The 20,446-nt window shown below is 35.4% G+C and carries 15 protein-coding genes; 14 read left to right on the top strand and 1 reads right to left on the bottom strand.

The window, feature by feature from the left end:
* Nucleotides 1–58 precede the first annotated feature (58 nt).
* The 9 genes from BUA89_RS02130 (at nucleotide 59) to BUA89_RS02170 (ending at nucleotide 14,331) form a co-directional block, all read left to right on the top strand.
* The gene (locus BUA89_RS02130) at nucleotides 59–1,054 is read left to right on the top strand and encodes an isoaspartyl peptidase/L-asparaginase family protein (protein ID WP_072952973.1); all 996 of its coding nucleotides are present in this window, start codon (nucleotides 59–61) and stop codon (nucleotides 1,052–1,054) included.
* A gap of 37 nt (nucleotides 1,055–1,091) precedes the next feature.
* Nucleotides 1,092–1,754 (top strand): copper homeostasis protein CutC, encoded by a 663-nt coding sequence (locus BUA89_RS02135; protein ID WP_072952974.1) that lies wholly within the window; start codon nucleotides 1,092–1,094, stop codon nucleotides 1,752–1,754.
* 196 nt (nucleotides 1,755–1,950) lie between these two features.
* Complete coding sequence (locus BUA89_RS02140) at nucleotides 1,951–2,328, top strand: GxxExxY protein (protein WP_072952975.1); 378 nt, start codon at nucleotides 1,951–1,953, stop codon at nucleotides 2,326–2,328.
* Nucleotides 2,328–4,811: a beta-mannosidase gene (locus tag BUA89_RS02145; RefSeq protein ID WP_072952976.1), complete on the top strand. Its 2,484-nt coding sequence runs from the start codon at nucleotides 2,328–2,330 to the stop codon at nucleotides 4,809–4,811. Before BUA89_RS02140 ends, BUA89_RS02145 begins: the two co-directional genes overlap by 1 nt.
* A gap of 103 nt (nucleotides 4,812–4,914) precedes the next feature.
* A complete protein-coding gene (locus tag BUA89_RS02150) occupies nucleotides 4,915–5,823 on the top strand; it encodes an AEC family transporter (protein WP_072952977.1) in 909 nt (302 codons plus the stop codon).
* A 527-nt stretch (nucleotides 5,824–6,350) separates the two neighbouring features.
* The gene (priA, locus tag BUA89_RS02155; RefSeq protein ID WP_072952978.1) at nucleotides 6,351–8,798 is read left to right on the top strand and encodes a replication restart helicase PriA; all 2,448 of its coding nucleotides are present in this window, start codon (nucleotides 6,351–6,353) and stop codon (nucleotides 8,796–8,798) included.
* A 160-nt stretch (nucleotides 8,799–8,958) separates the two neighbouring features.
* On the top strand, nucleotides 8,959–10,431 hold the full coding sequence (gene dacB, locus BUA89_RS02160; protein WP_143152259.1) for a D-alanyl-D-alanine carboxypeptidase/D-alanyl-D-alanine endopeptidase: 1,473 nt from the start codon (nucleotides 8,959–8,961) through the stop codon (nucleotides 10,429–10,431).
* Between the two features lie 84 nt (nucleotides 10,432–10,515).
* Entirely contained in the window at nucleotides 10,516–12,441 is a 1,926-nt protein-coding gene (locus BUA89_RS02165; protein ID WP_072952980.1) for a M1 family metallopeptidase, read from the top strand.
* 189 nt (nucleotides 12,442–12,630) lie between these two features.
* Entirely contained in the window at nucleotides 12,631–14,331 is a 1,701-nt protein-coding gene (locus BUA89_RS02170; protein ID WP_072952981.1) for a glycosyl hydrolase family 28-related protein, read from the top strand.
* 191 nt (nucleotides 14,332–14,522) lie between these two features.
* Here the strand turns inward: BUA89_RS02170 and BUA89_RS02175 are convergent, their stop codons facing one another.
* A complete protein-coding gene (locus BUA89_RS02175) occupies nucleotides 14,523–15,401 on the bottom strand; it encodes a cupin-like domain-containing protein (RefSeq protein ID WP_072952982.1) in 879 nt (292 codons plus the stop codon).
* Nucleotides 15,402–15,562: 161 nt separating this feature from the next.
* Here BUA89_RS02175 and kbl point away from each other — a divergent pair, with 161 nt between their 5' ends.
* From kbl to gldG, 5 genes are all read left to right on the top strand, one after another.
* Nucleotides 15,563–16,759 carry a glycine C-acetyltransferase gene (gene kbl / locus BUA89_RS02180; RefSeq protein ID WP_072952983.1) on the top strand — a complete coding sequence of 399 codons (1,197 nt, stop codon included), beginning with the start codon at nucleotides 15,563–15,565 and terminating at the stop codon, nucleotides 16,757–16,759.
* A gap of 69 nt (nucleotides 16,760–16,828) precedes the next feature.
* Nucleotides 16,829–17,266, top strand: coding sequence for a toxin-antitoxin system YwqK family antitoxin (locus BUA89_RS02185; protein ID WP_072952984.1), 438 nt, complete (start codon nucleotides 16,829–16,831; stop codon nucleotides 17,264–17,266).
* Nucleotides 17,267–17,379: 113 nt separating this feature from the next.
* On the top strand, nucleotides 17,380–17,928 hold the full coding sequence (locus BUA89_RS02190; RefSeq protein ID WP_072952985.1) for a CopD family protein: 549 nt from the start codon (nucleotides 17,380–17,382) through the stop codon (nucleotides 17,926–17,928).
* A gap of 92 nt (nucleotides 17,929–18,020) precedes the next feature.
* Nucleotides 18,021–18,749, top strand: coding sequence for an ABC transporter permease subunit (locus tag BUA89_RS02195; protein WP_072952986.1), 729 nt, complete (start codon nucleotides 18,021–18,023; stop codon nucleotides 18,747–18,749).
* A 4-nt stretch (nucleotides 18,750–18,753) separates the two neighbouring features.
* Complete coding sequence (gldG, locus tag BUA89_RS02200) at nucleotides 18,754–20,421, top strand: gliding motility-associated ABC transporter substrate-binding protein GldG (RefSeq protein WP_072952987.1); 1,668 nt, start codon at nucleotides 18,754–18,756, stop codon at nucleotides 20,419–20,421.
* Nucleotides 20,422–20,446: the final 25 nt, after the last annotated feature.

Genomic DNA, 20,446 nt, shown 5'->3' on the forward strand with positions numbered 1-20,446 from the left:
ATATTTATCTTTAGACCATGAACTAACTTTCAATCAACCTTAACCTCAACCTAAATAAATGAACTCACGTAGAAAATTTCTAAAAAATACAGCATTGGCATCTTCCGCATTATTATTGAATCCGTTGGATTTAATTGCAAAAGATTTGCCTGAAAACAATATAAAAACAGTCAACAAACCCATCGTTCTTTCCACATGGAATTTCGGTTTAAAAGCCAACGAAGAAGCTTGGACCATTCTTGGAAAAGGTGGCCGTGCTTTAGATGCCGTTGAAAAAGGCGTTCGTTTGGTTGAAAATGATCCAACGGAAAGAAGCGTCGGCTACGGCGGTCGTCCCGACAGAGATGGGAGAGTGACGTTGGATGCTTGTATTATGGATGAAAACTACAACATCGGTTCGGTTGCAGCTTTAGAAAATATTAAAAACCCGATTTCCGTAGCAAGAGCGGTGATGGAAAAAACGCCACATGTTATGTTGGTGGGTGACGGAGCTTTGCAGTTTGCCGTTTCTCAAGGTTTCAAAAAAGAAAATATTCTTACTCCCGAATCCGAAAAAGAATGGAAAGAATGGTTGAAAGACAGTAAATATCAACCAATTGTCAACATCGAAAATCACGATACGATCGGGATGATTGCTTTAGATGCCAACGGAAATCTTTCTGGAGCATGTACAACAAGCGGAATGGCTTTCAAAATGCATGGAAGAGTAGGAGATTCGCCGATTATCGGAGCGGGCTTATTTGTTGATAATGAGGTGGGTGCAGCAACTGCGACAGGCCATGGCGAAGAAGTAATCAGAACCGTTGGAACTCATTTGGTCGTTGAATTGATGAGACAAGGCAGAAATCCGCAACAGGCTTGTAAAGAAGCGGTTGAGAGAATTGTGAAAATTACAAAAGCAAGGAAGAAGAATTTAAAAGATATTCAGGTTGGTTTTATTGCGATCAATAAAAAAGGTGAATATGGCTCTTACTGTATTCAGGACGGATTTAATTTTGCGGTGTATGATCAGAAAGGAAACCGTTTGGAGAAACCTGAATTTGCTTTGAAATAAACCTTGAATCTTAAACTTTGAACTTTAAATAAATAGAATGTCAAAAGTAGAAATAGCATGTTTTAATCCCGAATCGGCAATTATTGCATTTGAAAACGGAGCAAACAGAATAGAATTGTGTGACGGGTTAAGCGAAGGCGGAACAACTCCCGGTTTTGAAACAGCAAAACTAGTAAGAGAAAAAATCAATATTCCGATTTTTGTAATGATTCGTCCTCGTGGCGGAGATTTTACTTATTCTGATGCTGAATTTGCGCAAATGAAATCTGAATTGGTTAAATTAAAATCATTAAATGTCGATGGTTTTGTTTTCGGAATTTTAGATGAAAATGATAATGTTAATATTGAACAAAATAAAGAATTGGTTGAATTGGCAAAACCTTATCCATGTACATTCCATCGGGCTTTCGACAGAGCAAAAGACTTAGAGAATTCTTTAGAAAAAGTGATTGATTGTGGTTTTAAAACAATTCTTACGTCTGGTCAAAAACCAAACGTTTCAGAAGGTAAAGAAAACCTGAAAAAACTAGTAGAATTATCCAACGGAAGAATCGAAATTCTTGTCGGTGGCGGACTTCGTTCTACCAATATTGAAGAGCTTCGAGAGTTTACAAAAGCCGGATATTTTCATTCTTCGGCGATTACGGATGACGGTGCTTTTGCAAATGCGGATGAAGTGGTTGCTTTGAAGAATAGATAAATTTTAATTTTTTAAACGCAAAGTTTTAATATACAAATTACTTATTTTAAGGAGCAAAGAATTGCGACAAAGTCGCTGATGAAGCTGTGCGGTTAAAACAGTAGCTTCATAAAATCAATTCATTGATTAATCTTTGCTCCTTAAAATATTATATAAAGAAATAAATCTCTGCGTTAAAAATATAAACACAATACAAATGACAGAAAATGAATTATCCTATAAAATTATAGGGGCGGCTTTAGAAGTTCATCGAAACTTAGGAGTTGGTTTATTAGAAAATGCCTACGAAATAGCTTTAGCTTATGAATTAAAAGAATTGGGTTTAAACGTGAAACAACAAATTTCATTACCTCTTAAATACAAAGAAGAAGTTATTGAAAATGCTTATAAATTAGATTTAATTATAGAAAATAAAGTAATTGTTGAAATAAAATCTACACTAGAAATTCATCCGATTTTCCATTCTCAATTATTAACTTATTTAAAATTAACGAATATAAAACTGGGACTTCTTATAAATTTTAATACACCACTTATTAAAGACGGAATTCATCGAATTGTAAATAAATTATAATGAACAAAACTTTACTTTTTGCTTTTCTTCTCATTCAAAATCTGATTTTTGCTCAGTTTTCCGAGCGAAATTTATCCTTGGAAAAATGGCAATTCAAAAATGCTAAAGATCAAAAATGGCTGACCGCCACGGTCCCGGGAACGGTTCATTTAGATTTGATCAATAACAAAATTATTCCAGATCCTTACAAAGATGAAAATGAGAAAAAAGTTCAGTGGATTGAGAATGAAGATTGGGATTATCAGACTTCATTTACTATTTCTACGAAGGAATTAGGAAATCAAAATATTGAATTGGTTTTTAATGGATTGGATACGTTTTCTGAAATTTATTTAAATGGAAAACTGTTGCAATCTACAGATAATATGTTCAGAAAATGGACAATTCCTGTAAAACAAAATTTAAAAATCGGTGAAAACAGTTTACAGGTTAAATTCAAATCTTCGGTAAATGTTGGAAAAGAACTGGCAAAAAAAGTTTCTTTTACCACGCCTGAATCTCCGAGAAGTTATGTAAGAAAAGCGCAGTATCAGTTTGGGTGGGACTGGGGACCAAGGTTGGAGACGGCAGGAATCTGGAAAGGGGTACAATTAAATTTCTGGAATCATGCAAAACTTGAAAATGTAAAAATCGAACAGAAAGCTTTAACCAGACAAAAAGCAGATTTAAATATTCATGCTGAGATTTTTGCTGAAAAAGAGGGAAAGTATAGCGTTTCAATCAATAATAAATCTCAAAATATTGCTTTAAAATCGGGAATAAATATAATTTCAATTCCTTATGAAATTCAAAATCCCAAATTATGGCAACCCAACGGTTGGGGAGATCCGAATTTATATCAGTTAAAAATTTCATTACAAAAAGATTCAAAAATTATTGCTGAAGAATCTGAACGAATCGGACTAAGAACAGTTGAATTAATTCAGGAAAAAGACGAAAAAGGAAAATCTTTTTATTTTAAAGTGAATGGAAATCCAATGTATGCAAAAGGGACAAACTGGATTCCATCGGATAGTTTTACGCCAAGAATTAGCAAAGAAAAATACCAAAAACTGATCAAAGACTGTAAAGAAGCCAACATGAATATGATTCGTGTATGGGGAGGCGGAATTTACGAAGATGATGAATTTTATAAGGCCTGCGATGAAAACGGAATTTTAGTTTGGCAGGATTTTATGTTTGCAGGAAGCTTTTATCCTTCGGACGAGAATTTCCAAAAAAATGTTGAAATGGAAGTCAAAGATCAGATAGAAAGACTGCAGAACCATCCGTCATTAGCTTTGTGGTGTGGAAATAATGAAGTTGACGAGGCGATTGTCAATTGGGGTTATCAAAAGCAATTCAAATATTCAAAAGAAGATTCTTTACAGGTTTGGAAAGATTATAAGAAAATTTTTCACGAAGTAATCCCAAATGCTATAAAAAAATACGCAACAAGCGATAAATCCATTTATTGGCCAAGTTCACCATCCATCGGATGGGGACACAAAGAAAGTCTAACCGAAGGAGATTCTCATTATTGGGGCGTTTGGTGGGGCGAACAGCCGTTTGAAATTTTCAATGAAAAAGTTCCGAGGTTTGCTTCGGAGTATGGTTTTCAGGGAATGCCGACGCTAGAAACTACAAAGTCGATGTTTTCAGGAGAACCGGATTTAAGTTTGCAGAACGGAACGATCAAAGCTCACGAAAAACATTCCAGAGGTTGGGAGATTATCGATAATTATATGAAACGTGATTACAATATTCCGACAGATTTTGTAAAATATAACTATGTTTCTCAATTGCTTCAGGCTCGTGGAATGCAGATCGCCATCGAAGCGCATCGTCGTGCGAAACCTTACAATATGGGAACTTTGTATTGGCAGTTAAATGATTGCTGGCCGGTGGTGTCATGGTCTTCAATTGATTATTTGGGAAACTGGAAAGCACTGCATTATCAGGTGAGAAGAAGTTTCAAAAATCAGGTGATTTTAACGGAAGACGAAGGTGATTTTTTAAATTTTTATGCCGTTAATGATGAATTGAAAAAATTTGAAGAGGTAAAGCTGGAAACTCAGGTTATACAATTTGACGGAAAAGTTATCAATGATGTAACAACAGTTCTTGGCGGGAAAACGCTGGATGATATTTTAAAATTTAATCATGTAGAGATTAAAAATTTAATTAAACATTCTAATAAAAATGAAGTCTTTTTAAAATTAACTTTGAAAGACGGAAACAAAAAAGTTATTGCTCAAAACAATTATTTTTTTTCAAAACCAAAAGACCTAAAACTAACAAAACCAACAATTAAAATCAAGAAAATTTCAGCAACAGAAATTGAAGTTTCAACAGATGTTTTGGCGAAAGATGTTTATCTGATCGGAGATACGCATTTCGGTGATAATTTCTTCGATTTGTTACCAAAAACTTCTAAAAAAATCAAAGTTTCAAAACCTTTGGAAAGTGTTGAGGTGATGAGTTTATACGATACAATGAATTAAAATATCTAAAGCTTCAGAGTACTCAAAAGCCTTGAAGCTTTTTTTATAAATGGGGAGGAATTTCAAAAATCAACCGTAAATTTGTTTTTTATCTAAAAAATCTATGGTAAATTTTGTTCTGATTGCAGTGTGTATTATCGCAGGAATGCTTTTCAAAGCGACAAAATCGATCCATCCCGATGCGCACAAAGGCATCAATACCTGGATTCTTTACCTTGCGCTTCCGGCAGTATCATTCAAATATCTGCCCAAAGTTCATTGGACGACAGAAATGCTTTTCCCGATTATTGCTACTTTTCTGACCTCGGTTTTCTGTTTCTTTTTCATGATGTTTTACAGCAAAAGGAAAGGATATTCAAGGCGGTCGAGAAGTACTTTGGAATTGGTGAGTGGCTACAGCAATACCTCATTCATTGGGTTTCCGCTGGTTTCTGCATTTTATGGCGAAAGTCTTTTAAGCATTGCCATTATTTGTGATCAGACTATGTTTTTTTCACTTTCCACATTGGGAATTATTGCTGCTTTAAAAGGCGGAAGCAAATCCGGGAAAATAAGCGCTGCATTTATATTAAAAAGATTAATCACCTTTCCTCCATTGGTTGGATGTATTGCTGCTTTGGTATTATCGCAATTCATCGATTTTACTTTAGCAGAACCATTTTTCGATAAACTGGCAGCAACGGTAAGTCCATTAGCATTATTTTCGGTCGGATTACAATTGAAATTCAACGGTTGGAAAAAACTCATTCCACAAATGTCGGCTTCCATGTTTTACAAACTGATTCTGGCTCCGGCAATCACTTTAGGATTAGCTTTTTTACTAGGAATAAAAGGAAACATTGCCAAGATCACCACTTTTGAATCTGCGATGCCTGCCGTTCTTACTTCAAGCATTATCGCAGAACAATTTAGATTAAACACAAAGCTTACCAACTTAACGATCGGTTTCAGCATCATTGTTGGACTTTTTACCTCCGCAATCTGGTATTATATCATCGAATATTTTTTCTAAATACAAACTCTTTGGATTGTCATTTCGACGGAGAAATCTATTATTTTCAGACATTTAAACTTCCATTATCGAAAGTTCTTTCTTTTTCCAGGAGCTGTTTCCGGCTTTTCACTATATCTTTTGGGTTACGGGCTCCGCTTTGCTCCGCCCGCAACCCAAAAGGATGCCGCTGCAATCCGGGCTAGGGTGGAGGTCATTCTTTTCAGGATCTGTCGTTGCGAGGAATGAAGCGACGAAACAATCTCATAAGATAGTTAATATAATTTTAAAACTTTTTTTCATCGCTTAGATTCTTCCAAAATGACAAAGTTTATGTTTAATAAGGAATTAAAAAGATTGCTTCGTCGCTTCGCTCCTCGCAATGACATAAAAAGCTTCGTGTCTTTTGCTGAGTGAAACGCCTTTGCGAACAAAAAATATTCTCAGTAAGATAAAAAACTTTGCGCTCTTCGTATTTCAAAAACACACCGTCAAAAAAATTGCAGTTCACAAAAGAAAAAATTAATTTTACACTTTAAATATTTCTCTTGCAATACGCTCAAATTGTTTTACCGTTAAATTTAAAAGGTTCTTTCACGTACAAAGTTCCTGAAGAACTGTCATCTGAAATTCAGATAGGAATGCGGGTTTTGGTTCCGTTTGGAGGTAAGAAAATTTATACAGGAATTGTTTTTGAACTTCACGATAACGAGCCGATTGAGTTTGTTGCAAAAGAAGTCATCAGTATTTTGGATGACAAACCGATTGTTCCGTTGGAGCAGATCAAATTCTGGAACTGGCTTGCCGATTATTATCTGTGCGGTTTGGGAGAAATTTACCGTTTTGCATTTCCGTCTTCTTTAAAACTGGAAAGTGAAACCTATTTAAAATTAAAACCGAATGTTAAGGTTGAATTCGAGAATCTTGACGTCAATGAAATGTATCTCATTCAGGCATTGGAAGTTCGACAGTTGATTAACTTAACGGATATTGAAGCATTTATTCCCAAGAAGGATATCATCAAGACCATCAATTCATTGATTGATTTGCAATACATTGAGATCGATGAAAAAATTGCTGAAAAGTACAAGGCAAAAGAAGTTGCTTATGTAAAAATCAATGATGAGGTTTTACAAAGACAAAATCTTACGGAAATCCTGTTATCATTAAAAAGAGCGCAAAAACAGAAAGATCTTTTCCTTCATATTTTAGAAAAACAGACCGAAAATCAGGATTTGCATATCAAAAAATCAGAACTTTTTGAAGACGGCTATTTTGGAAGTTCACATTTTAAGGCTTTGGCTGATAAAGGTTTGGTTGAAGAATATTACATGCAGAAAGACCGAATTGAAAGCTATGAAGGTGAAATCGAAGAAATCGAAGAACTTTCCGAAGCTCAGAAAGAAGCGAAAGCAGAAATAGATGAGGCCTTTGCAGAAGGGAAAAATGTTCTTCTTCATGGCGTAACTTCATCCGGAAAAACGCATATTTATTTAGAGAAAATCGAAGAATGTATTAACGAAGGGAAAAATGTTTTGTTTTTACTTCCGGAAATTTCTTTAACCAAACAAATTACTCAAAGATTAGAAAAAAAATACGGCCGACAGCTTGGCTTTTATCATCAGAAACTGACCGATTTTGAAAGGGTGGAAGTCTGGAGAAGAATCCGACAAAATGATATTAAAATCCTTATTGGGACGAGAAATGCATTGTTTTTGCCTTTCCAGAATTTGGGATTGGTTGTTGTGGATGAAGAGCATGATTCTGCTTACAAACCGAGGGAAGCTTCACCTTATTTTAATGCAAAAGATGCCGCACTGGTTTTCGCGCATTTTTATGGAGCAAAAGTGATTTTAGGTTCTGCAACACCTTCAGTGGAAAGCTATTACAATGCCCGAAAGGATAAAATGAAATATATTTTTCTGGAAGAACGTTTCGGAAATGTCAATCTCCCTGAGTATGAATTGATTAATTTTAAAGAAGCACAGGATTCCAAAAAAGTTTCGGGGAATTTTTCTCTGCATTTAATTGATGAAATCAAGAAAGTTTTGGATGAAAAAAATCAGGCCATTGTGCTTCACAACCGTCGTGGTTATGCGAATGTTGTGGAATGCGAAACTTGTGGTTATGTGAATTACTGTTCCAACTGCGACGTGGTAATGACCTATCACAAGGCTGCGAATGAAATGAAATGCCATTATTGTGGTCAGAGAGCTTCAAAACCAAAGACTTGTCCGAAATGTTATTCTGAAAACCTGAACGAAAGGGGAGTGGGAGTAGAACAAATTCATGAAGAAGTTGTCAAATTATTTCCTGAGAATGAGGTTGATAGAATGGATGTTGATTCCATGCGGAAGAAATTTGCCTACGAAAAATTGTACGAAAAGATTGAAGATCGTGAAACCGATATTGTTGTCGGTACTCAAATGATTTCCAAAGGATTGGATTTTGATCATATTGAATTGGTAGCGATTCCGAAAGCGGATTCTATGTTATACGTCCAGGATTTCCGAGCGGAAGAAAGAGCATATCAATTAATTACGCAGGTTTCTGGAAGAGCGGGAAGAGTCTCTGGAAAAGGGAAAATTTTAATTCAGACATTCAATCCGGATCATTCTGTTTTTCAGTTGATTAAAATGAATAATCCGGCGAAGGTTTATAAATATATTTTAACGGAAAGGCAAAAATTCCATTATCCGCCGTTTACCAAATTAATTATGATTGAATTGAAACACCGAAGAGAGGACAAGGTGAACCGCGCTTCTCAGTTTCTAGGTTCGATTTTAAGAAAATATCTTCCTGAAGATTGTGTTCTGGGCCCGGAAAAGGCTCAGATTGCGAGATTGAATAATCTTTATCAGTTTCAGATTATGCTAAAACTTCCGAGAGGAAAAAAATACGAGGAATATAAAAAGCTGATTTTGATAAGTCTAAAAGAATTCGACGAAATTACTGCTTACCAAAGCATCAAAAAAGACATTTTTGTAGATTTTTAACAATTTTTAACAAACTTTATAAAGCTTTTATAACAGTCTACTGAACTGCCATACAACAATATTTTCTACATTTGGTCGTTGATTATATGTTTGGATGTTAATTTTTAATTTAACCAATTGATTTTTAACCTATCCAAAATGTAATAAAATGAAAAAATTGATGGTAAATTTCAGAAGATATATTTCAAGCGTTGCGGTACTGGCTTCAGGATTCTTCCTTGCACAGACTACTGTTTCTACAGTTCTATATACTCCGGCTTATGACAATCAAAAAAGCAGTTTAAACTTACCTTCTCCCATCACTTCGATGGTAGAAAAAACTATTTTGTCGCCCAAAGAGCTTGTAGACATTAATGTAAACACGATGATGACCGACCCTGTATTGAAAAATGCAACCTGGGGATTCGTAGTGTACGACCCGAAAACGAAGAAGGTAATTTCTTCGTACAATGAAAATACTCCTTTAGTTCCTGCTTCTACAACGAAATTACTGACCACAGAAACGGCTATGAGCATGCTGGGGGAAAATTACCGTTGGAATACCCAATTGGAATATTCGGGAAGCATCGATGAAAATGGTGTGTTAAACGGAAACCTTTATATTGTAGGAAGTGGTGACCCTTCTCTAGGAACCAACAAGGCGGGGGCTTGGGCTTACAAAGATATCGTTTCAGATTTCAAAGACGGGCTTTCTCGTGAGGGCATCAAAAAGGTAAACGGTGATATTATCATTCAGACAGCGCTTTTCAAAAGTACTATTTCAAGGCTTCCGGAAAATGTTGTATGGCTAGAAAACAATAACTATTATTTGCCTGCCGGTACTACTCGTGAGATTAATCCTGCCAACGAAAAACTGATTGTAAAAAAAGCAGCCAATTTCTCTACAGATAAAAAATTCTTTTATGTTTCGCCGTACAACAACCAGATGGTTTATGCGGACAAATATGAAGGCGACGGGATTTTAACCACAAAACTTCCGGATGCACCGGCTTATCTTGCCAATTCGTTCAGAACAACTTTGGTAAAAAGCGGAATTGCTGTAACCGGGAAAGTAACTCCGAAAATGACAGATGCCGCCCCGGAAAGCAGAAAACTGGTTTCAGTATATAAATCTCCGACTTTAAGCGATATTATTTATTACACCAACCAGCACAGTGATAATGGTTTGGCAGAAGCTTTGTTAAGAACTGTCGGATTCCAGAGCCTGGGAGACCAGACGACTGATTCGGGTAGAAAAGTGGTGACAGAGCATTTGAAAAACGGCGGTTTTGATATGATGGGGCTGAATTATATGGATGGAAGCGGACTTTCAAGAAGCAATAATGTAACACCGATTTCTCAGGCGAAGTTTTTAACTTCTTTAATGGATGAAAAATATTACAAAACTTATTTTAATTCATTGCCAATTGGTGGGCAATCCGGAACGTTGAAGAGAATGTTCAGCGGTACAGGAAACGGACAGATTTTTGCGAAAACAGGAACTTTAAATAAGGTAAAAACGTTAGCCGGATACCTAAAAACCAATTCAGGGAGAACATTAGTTTTTTCATTAATGGTAAACAATTATGCGGGATCTGTAGACATGGTGAAGAAAAGAATGGAGAAAATTCTTGAGCCGGCACTCGATTTATAAAATTGTTAAAAATCAATCAATATAAAAGCCTTTTAATCAATGATTAGAAGGTTTTTTTATATCTTTGATACATATTAATTGAGAATGAGAAAATTTTACTTTTTGATTTTGGGTATGCTGGCTTTTCAGCAATTTTACGCTCAGAATGATAATATTGAAAGAAAGGGTCTGATAGAAAAAGAAATGAAATCTTTTGCTAATAAGATGGTTGCGGGGAATATCAATCCGAATACATTGAATTATGATCTCCAATATCAAAGAATGGATGTTACGATAAATCCTGCGGTAAGAAGTATTTCGGGTTCTGTAACCTCTCATTTCAAACCTAATCAGAGTATAAGCAGCATCTATTTTGATCTGGATAGCCAAATGACCGTTTCACAGGTATTGTATCATGGGAACCCGCTTACTTTTCAACAGCTTTCAGCAACAAAAGAACTTAGGATTAATTTTCAGTCTGCTCTTGCAGCTAACGTTCTGGATTCTTTAACGGTAGCTTATTCTGGAGTTCCCCCCACGGCAAACAATTCTTTTTTCAACGGGACCCAAGGAGGAACAGCAGTATTGTCTACTTTAAATGAGCCTTACGGAGCACAGGATTGGTTTCCGACCAAACAAAGTTTAAATGATAAAATTGAAAGGTTTGATTTTAAAATTACAACACCTTCTCAATATAATGTTGCCGCAAATGGAACGCCGATGTCTGAAACGACTCTTCCGGGGAATCAGAAACTTACATTCTGGAGAACTCAATATCCGACTGCGGCGTATTTAATTGCACTTTCAATTACCAATTTTGTGAAATTGACTGATACCATGGGAAATCCGCCTTTCCCTTTCATTAATTATATTTTTCCGTCAACTGCCGCCAATACAACCAGTATGAGCAATATTGAATGGACGAAAACAGTCATGAATACCTTTGAAACTTATTTCGGAGCATATCCTTTCAGAAGTGAAAAATATGGGCACATGGAGTTTCAGGCGGGTGGCGGAATGGAACATCAGACCATGACCTCCATGGGATCCTGGGGGAGAGGATTGATTGCTCATGAGCTCGCTCACCAATGGTTTGGTGACAAGGTAACCTGCGGTGCATGGAACGATATCTGGCTGAATGAAGGTTTTGCAACATTCGGGGAGCATCTTGCCAATGAAAAATTATTAATGACAAACGCAGAGTTTCTCAATTATCTGTCCGGACAAAAAACATTTATCACGAGTGCGACCGGAGGAAGTGTATATGTTGCAGACTCTAATTTAGGCAGTGTAGGAACGATTTTCAACGGAAGGTTATCCTATTCAAAAGGAGCTTATGTTTTAAGAATGTTGAAGTGGATCTTAGGAGATACTGCGTTCTATCAGGCTGTTCAGGATTATCATGCAAGACCCAACCTGGCTTATAACTATGTGAAAACTCAGGATTTCAATGCCTCTTTATTAACGTCTACCGGTAGAAATTTTACAGAATTTTTCAACGATTGGATTTATGGTGAAGGATATCCGACCTATGATATCCGCTGGAAACAGACGGGAAATACGCTTACTTTTAAAGCTTCTCAGACTCAAAGCAGTTCTATTGTAAGCTTCTTTGAAATGCCTCTGCCGATAAAAGTAAACGGAACAGGAGGACAGGTTGCCTATTTTGCTTTAGATCATACAACCAACAATCAGTATTTTACACAAACGGTAGCTTTTCCTGTAGCTAGTGTGGAGTTTAATTACGAATATCAGATTTTGGAAAGAAATTCAACGGTTGCTCAGGATGCAACATTAAGTATTTCAGAGTTGGATAAAGATGAGTTTGCCTTATATCCTAATCCTGCGAAGAATGAGTTGAATTTGAAAGGGGTTGATAAACCAACAGATTTCAACATTTATTTTACTGATGGAAGATTAGTTAGAAAAGGAACTTACCAGCCTGAAAAATCAATCAATATTTCAGAATTGATTCCGGGGACTTATATTTTTAAAATTAATGATAAGAGTATTAAGTTTTTAAAGAGATAAAATAGCCCCTCAAAAATGAGGGGCTTATTATTTTTTTGTGTAAATAAGTTTTTCAACTTCAAAAAAGAAATTACTTTTAATAGAGAGTATAATATTTTATACGTCAAGTTTTGGCGTGGACACTTATTAGATTTGTATTGAATTCAAGATTCGCCAAGAATTATATATAAACTTTAATAAGAAAATATTATGTACACAACACAAGAATTTTTTTCATCTACAAATACAATTCCATTAGACCCATTAGTACAATTAAGAGACTCTCTAACAAACGAAAATGTTTTTTACATAAGATGCGATAGCGCTACTGGTCTTATTGATGATGGTGTAATTTACAGAAAAAGTGTTGACACTTTTTATAAAAGACAGATAGATAATGCAGTAAATATAAAATGGTTTGGAGTAAAAGGAGATGGATATACTGACGATACTATTGGGATTAAAAGAGCGTTGCAAACAGTCTATAACTTATCAGAACCAATATCCACAACATTAGGATGGAGAAACCCAACAAAAATTTTCATTCCTTCTGGTAAATATTTGGTTAAAGATAATATTATTGATGCCTCTGTTGACTGTGGAAGATTTGTTTTCGAAGGAAATGGATGGCAGAATACGGAAATAATCTATGAGCCAGTAAACAATGATGTGTATATGTTAGAAAATCCAGGAGTAATAGGTTTTTGTACATTTCAAGGGATTCAATTCACAACAAATCATGAGGGAAATTTTTTGAATGGAGTTGGGGGTGGTACTGGGAATGCTCAATCATTTATTTTTGAAAAATGCTTTTTTCAGAATTGGAAACAGATAATTAAATCTACTGGTAGTACTATGATGTCTGAAGTTACATTCAGAGACTGTAAAATTAAAGGATCCAATGCGAATTCAATCTTATTTAGTTTAGGAAATGATCAGGCTGTTAATTGGAGATTTTATGGTACCGATATTGAAGGTTTTAAAGGTATTTTGTTTGACTTTCTTGAAGGCCAGAATATTAATTATTATCAGGGATCAATTATTCCGTTTGAAGGAACAATTATTAGGGTTAATGCTAATGCAAATCCTGATACTTTTGGAGGCGGGACTCAACCTCATATTGCTTTTTGGGGATCTAGATTTGAATTACATAATGGAGCAAAATTAATTCAAGTTTTTAATAACAGTGTTGATTTCACATTTAAATTCGACTCATGTGGAATGGGGGGACATTCAATTGGAAATGGACTACCGGTTGTAGAAACAAAAGGTAAGGGAACTATTATTTTTGATACTTGTTCAAATTGGATGAATTATAAATTTTCCCACCATGTAGATGATGCTGAAGATTATTTATCACCATTAAGAATTATTTATAAAAATATGGCACCTTCAATAGCACAAATTGATGAGTCTATTTGTAATTCACTCATTAATGTTTCATCATATCCAATTTATATTTTTGATAATTGTAATTCAAACTCATGGTATAGACCTTGGAAAAAGTCGGCACAAAACAGTTCTTATGGTTGGCCAGTTTCTAAACATATTTCAGGTGTATATCCAAATTCCGATGGAGTTTTATTGCCAGTAGTGAGTATGGGTAATACTTATGAAATTAATTTGAGTATACCTAATCAGTACATAACAGATAGAAAAATAGTTTTTAAGAAAGCTTCTGACATTGGAGGTGCAGGATATTATTCTCAAGTTCACAATATAAAAGTCTATGATAAGACAAATACAGTTCTTTTAGCAGAAGGAAATTTTGATTCAGATAAAGGACTTATTTTGCATGATGATAGAGCCGGATTATTGCATGAAAATGATAAATATGTAATTCGTATAAAACCAGTTATCTTTAGTGGAGGAGACTTAGTGATTGGAATTAATCTTATTTCTGAATATTAGTAAATGTAATTTATTGATTAAATATAAGTAATGTAATTTTTAAAGATGCTGTCCCACTTTTGAGACAGCATTTTTTTCATTTAATAAAGGTTAATTAAAGAAATAGGATAAAAAGTAAAAGTTGGTTTTTTTGCTGAGAGAATGAGATAAATTAATTCCATAATATTTATTTTACAGTTGATATTTCTTAATTAAATCTGAAAACTTTTCTGCCTTTTAATCGCCCGGTTGGCTTTTCGTTTTGCCTTTCTTACTTTAAAATCAAACCATTTTTCTTTGAACAGATTTCTCATCAGATTATCAAAATGTCTGATCAGGACAAGGTTTTTAAATCCTCGCCATTTTTCCAGCCAACTAGATGGTAAAGCTCTGATGGAAACAGAATAGCCTTCCGTTTCATATTGAATATAATGCCACCATCCGGAAGGAATATAAAGAGTTTCGCCGGGTTTTATGACAGCTTCATATCCATATATATATTTCAGCCCGGGAAATTCTTTGAAATCGGGTTCTTTAATATTTGTAATTGAATGAAAATTGTAAGGTAGTTTGTAAAGCAGATCCGATTGCTCCCAAGGAAAAAGCCAGATTCGTTTTACGCCCTGAAATTGGGTAATAAAAACATGTGACATATCGATATCTACATGATTTCGGGTAATAGAACCCTCACCACCGAAGAACATAAAAGGGAGCCACTTGATAATTTTTCCGTTCGTAACATCATTATAATGAATATCATTTTTAAGTTCAGGTTTAATACTCAATAAATTAAACAGAAAAAGGCGGTGCTCGGTAGGAGAGGAAGTAATCAGATCAAGATATTCTGAAAATGTGCTTTGCCCAACCGGTTTACTGGCAACTCTGTCCAGCGATTCGATTTCGCTTCCGTAAATATTAACGTTGTGGTTACCTGCTATTTCTTTAAAATAATCGTAATTCCACTTGGAAAAAGCGGGGCTTTCAAGAGCTACAAAATCTTCAAGGATGATGGGCTTTGCAGGCTTTAAATATGTTTTGAGGAAATCTTCGGACGATATATTTCTAATTTTTTGTACTGGTGATAATCTCATTTTCCTGATTTTAAAGTAACAAATATAATAATTAGTCTACTAAAATTATAGACTATAAACGGAAATTTTATGATTTTATGCAGACATTCAGAATAAAAAACGGAAATGTATTTACTTTCCTGCCTTTTTATTAAATTAGCGAATCTTAAAAATTATTAGAAATGATCTCTAAAAAGTATCTTGAAAACTTACAGAATGAACTACAAAATATCGATAACGACGGGCTTTACAAAAGAGAAAGAATCATCACTTCTCAGCAGAGCGCGGAAATAGAAGCCAACGGAAAAAAACTGTTGAACTTCTGTGCCAACAATTACCTGGGATTATCCAACAATCCTGAAGTAATGAAAGCATCTCAGGATATGATCGAATCTCATGGTTACGGTATGTCCTCGGTACGTTTTATCTGCGGAACTCAGGATATTCACAAGCAATTGGAGCAAAAAATTGCTGACTTTTTAGGATTGGAAGACACGATTCTTTATGCGGCTTGCTTTGATGCCAATGGAGGTGTTTTTGAACCCTTATTTACAGACGAAGACGCTATTATTTCAGATGAACTGAATCATGCATCTATCATTGACGGAGTTCGTTTATGTAAAGCAGCAAGATACCGTTACAAAAACAATAATATGGAAGATCTGGAAGCTCAGTTAATTGAAGCTTCTGAAAAGAATCACCGTTTCAAAATCATCGTTACAGACGGAGTTTTCTCAATGGACGGAATCGTTGCAGACCTGAAAGGAGTTTGCGATTTGGCAGATAAATATGATGCTTTGGTAATGGTTGACGATTCTCATGCAACTGGTTTCATCGGAAAAACGGGTCGTGGAACGCACGAAGCCAACGAAGTTATGGGTAGAGTGGACATCATTACTTCTACACTTGGAAAGGCTCTTGGTGGTGCTTTAGGCGGATTTACTTCCGGTAAGAAAGAGATTATCGATATGTTGAGACAGCGTTCAAGACCTTATTTATTCTCCAATTCTTTGGCTCCGGGAATTGTGGGAGCAGCGCTAAAGGTGTTGGATATGATCTCTGAAGACACTTCTCTTCGTGATCAAGTAATGGAAAATGCAGAATATTTCAGAACGGAAATGAAAGCAAAAGGATTTGATATTCCTGATGGCGATGCTGCGATTGTTCCGGTAATGTTATATGATGCGCCTTTGGCTCAGAAAATGGCGGAAAAATTAATGGATGAAGGAATTTATGTAATCGGGTTCTTTTATCCGGTTGTGCCAAAAGGAAAAGCGAGAATCAGAGTCCAGCTTTCTGCAGCACATACGAGAGAGCATTTGGATAAAGCGATTGCGGCTTTTGAAAAAGTTGGAAAAGAGCTTAATGTAATTTCTTAAATAAAATACGGTTCTACATTTGTAGAATAAAAACAGGATTTCTTATATTTACAGAAATCCTGTTTTTTTATGAAAAAAATTATTATTTCATTCGTGATTATTGCTGTAAATATATCATGCAAAACAAAAATCAACCAATATGTAAAAGATGAGAATAATGCGAGAAAAAGGCACGGCAAATGGGAAGAGGTATATATAGACAATAAAGATACATTGATTACAAAGGGAAAATACAGGAGAGGAGAAAAAGTAGGAATCTGGAAAACGCTGTATCAGAATAAGCTTTATGAGAAAAACAGGGTGGGGAAAAAACTGACCAGAGTAAAAAGATATTTTCCAGACGGTACTTTAATGGAAAGCGGACAGACTAGGCTCGATATATCCCCAAAAAATTATCATTGGTATTACATCGGAGAATGGAAATATTACAGTAGGGAAGGTAAGCTTTTATACAAGAAAATATACTATAAAGATCAAAAAGCAGACAGCATCTCTTTTGCCAGATAATTCTAAAGTTCTTTTATGAAATTCTTAGCATAAAATAGGAAAAGCAATATTTGTCCGTTTTTCTGTCTGTTATTTTTATCATTAACATTATATTTGCGAATATTTTTTTAAGGATGCTTTACACCATAATAAAAGCGCTTCACATTATCTTCATGGTAAGCTATTTTGCGGGGATTTTTTATCTCGTAAGAATATTTGTTTACTATAAAGATACCGACGAATTTGCCGAGGATAAAAAGAAAATCTTAAGAGAGCAATACACCTTCATGGCGAGAAGGCTCTGGAATATCATTACGGTTCCGGCAGGCGTTATCATGGCGGTGTGCGGACTGATCATGATTTTCCTGAATCCGGGATTGATGAAAATGCCTTGGTTTCATTTAAAGTTAACTTTTTTAATAGGCCTCGCGATTTATCATTATTGGTGTTGGAAAAAAGTCTTACAGTTAAAAGAACTGAATGGGAATGCCTTAGAAACAGCAAATATAAAGTTAAGACAGGCGAACGAAATAGCAACCTTTATTTTATTCTTGGTTGTCTTTACTGTGATATTGAAATCAATGGTGATAGAATATTGGTGGCAATTAATTGCTGGATTTTTCGTTCTGGTATTTTTAATTATGATGACCGTTAAACTGGTGAATAAAAAAAAGAAAAAGTAATGATTGGGCTGACCGTTGTTAGTTAATGGCTGATGGTTTTTACATCAAACAACAAGCAACAGTCAACAAACAACATTTTTACAATAAAAACTATGATTGCAATTTTAAAAAAAGAACTTTGGAGTTACTTCGGAAACTGGAGTGCGTGGGTAATCATTGCAGCTTTCAGTCTGATAACAACGTTGTTTCTGTTTTTTTTCGAAAATGATTCTAATATTTTCGATATCGGGATGGCTTCTCTGCAAAGCTATTTTGTGTTGGTACCGTGGCTGCTGATGTTTATTATTCCGGCACTTTCGATGAAGACTTTTGCCGAAGAACAGCAAACCGGAACTTTAAACTGGTTATTTTCCCAACCGCTGAAAGTTTCGGATCTTATATTCGGAAAGTTCCTTTCTGTGTGGATCGTGGGGATTTTATGTTTAATTCCTTCCATTATTTACCTGTATACCATTTATGTATTGGGTGTTCCGGCGGGAAATATTGATCTGGGAATGACATTCGGAAGTTATTTCGGATTAATTATGCTGATTGCAGCACTGTCGGGAGTGGGAATTTTAGCATCTTCACTTTCCCAAAATCAGATTATGGCTTATTTATTGGGCGTTTTCATGTGTTTTATTATGTACTTCGGGATCGAGCAGCTGGCAAGTTATAAATTATTAGGCGGTGCAGATTTTATTCTGCAGAATATTGGTTTTTATCAGCATTTTCTTGGGTTTACCAGAGGACTTATTGATTTTAAAGATGTTGCCTATTTTATCTTGATTATTGGAGTTACCTTAGTTTTGTCTAATCATTTTATTAATAAAAAGAAGTAAAATTATGAAGAAGATACAGTTTAAATCTCCGCTTGGGATTTTACTTTTTGTAATATTACCTTTGGTAGTGATCCTTGCCGTTTCAGGGATTAGATTAGATTTAACAAAAGAGAAAAGATATACCCTTTCCGACAGTACCATCAAAGTGCTGGAATCTGTAAAGAAACCTTTATTGATAGAAGTCTATCTTGAAGGGGATTTTCCTGCCGATTTCAAGCAGCTTCAGAGTGAAACGAAATTCATGCTTGAAAGCTTCAGAAAAGTAAACTCGAAAGTGGATTTTAAATTTATTGATCCTATTAAATCTGCCATTCCGAAAGACACTTTATTATCAAGAGGAATTTATCCGTCGGTGCTGGATGACAGAAAAAGCGGTAAAACGTCTCAGATAGAAATTTATCCATACGCTCTTATCAAGAACGGAAATACCAAAGTGACGGTACCTTTGATCGTAGAGCAGAATTATATAGACAATGCCGAACTGCTTACAAAATCTATAGAAAATCTTGAATACAATTTTATTTCCAAGCTTAAAATTGCAACGAATGAAAGCTTCAAAAAAGTAGGGGTTTTAATCAATCAGGACGAATTGAGTCCGTCAGAGTTCCAGGGATTCATGAATCTGGCACTCGAAAATTATGATGCGGGACCTATTATTCCTAAAAATCAGAAAGAATTAAGTTTAGCCGACGTTCCTTTGTTGAAACAAATGAGTGCTTTGGTCATTGCAAAACCAAGAAAAGCTTTCACAGACAATGAAAAGGTAATCCTGGATCAGTATATCATGAACGGCGGAAAAACCCTTTGGATGATCGATGCCGTGAATGCCGAAATGGATACCCTGATGAGGTCTGAAAAGCTGATGCCTTTCCCGATAGATATTAATATGACGGATTTCTTTTTCAATTATGGTTTAAGAATCAATCCGGCTTTGGTGAAAGACGTTAAGAAATATGCCAAATTGAAATTTGTAGCCGGAGAAGTGGCGGGAAATGCACAGTATTCTACGCAGCCTTGGCCTTATTTTCCTTTGGGAATTAATGAAAACGACCATCCTGTTACAAAGAATATCAATCCGGTGAAATTTGAATTCCCGACTTCAATTGATACATTGGGAAGAAAAGGAATTAAAACCGCTGTACTTTTCGAATCCAGCGAAAGAACATTACTGAAGCAGGTTCCGAACTATGTAAGCTTAGAGGAAATCAACAGTGTGGACAGTCTTGGGCAAATGGAAAAGCCAAGCACACCAAGGATTTTTGCGGTGGCTTTGGAAGGGAAATTTACTTCCGCTTATGCTTCAAGAATTGAAAGGAAATCGTATCCTGGCTTTAAAGCATCAAGCCCTGAAAATAAAATGATCGTCATTGCAGACGGTGACGTGGCAAGAAATAAAGTGGTAAAAGGGAAACCGCTTCCGTTGGGAATGGATATCCTTACCCAGGAACGTTTCGGAAACGAACAGTTCCTGAAAAATGCGCTGGACTTTTTATTAGACGACAGCAATCTGATGGAACTGAGAAACCGAAACATCGAAGAAAGGCTTCTGGACCGATATTTAATAAGTGAAGAAAGAAGTTACTGGCAATGGTTTAATTTGCTGCTACCTTTAGCAATTATAGGAATTTTAGGAGGCCTGTTCTTTTGGTTGAGAAAGAAGAAGTTTGGATAGAAATAAAAAGAGAAACGTGAGTTTC

This window comes from Chryseobacterium arachidis, assembly GCF_900129245.1.
Lineage (GTDB): Bacteria > Bacteroidota > Bacteroidia > Flavobacteriales > Weeksellaceae > Chryseobacterium > Chryseobacterium arachidis.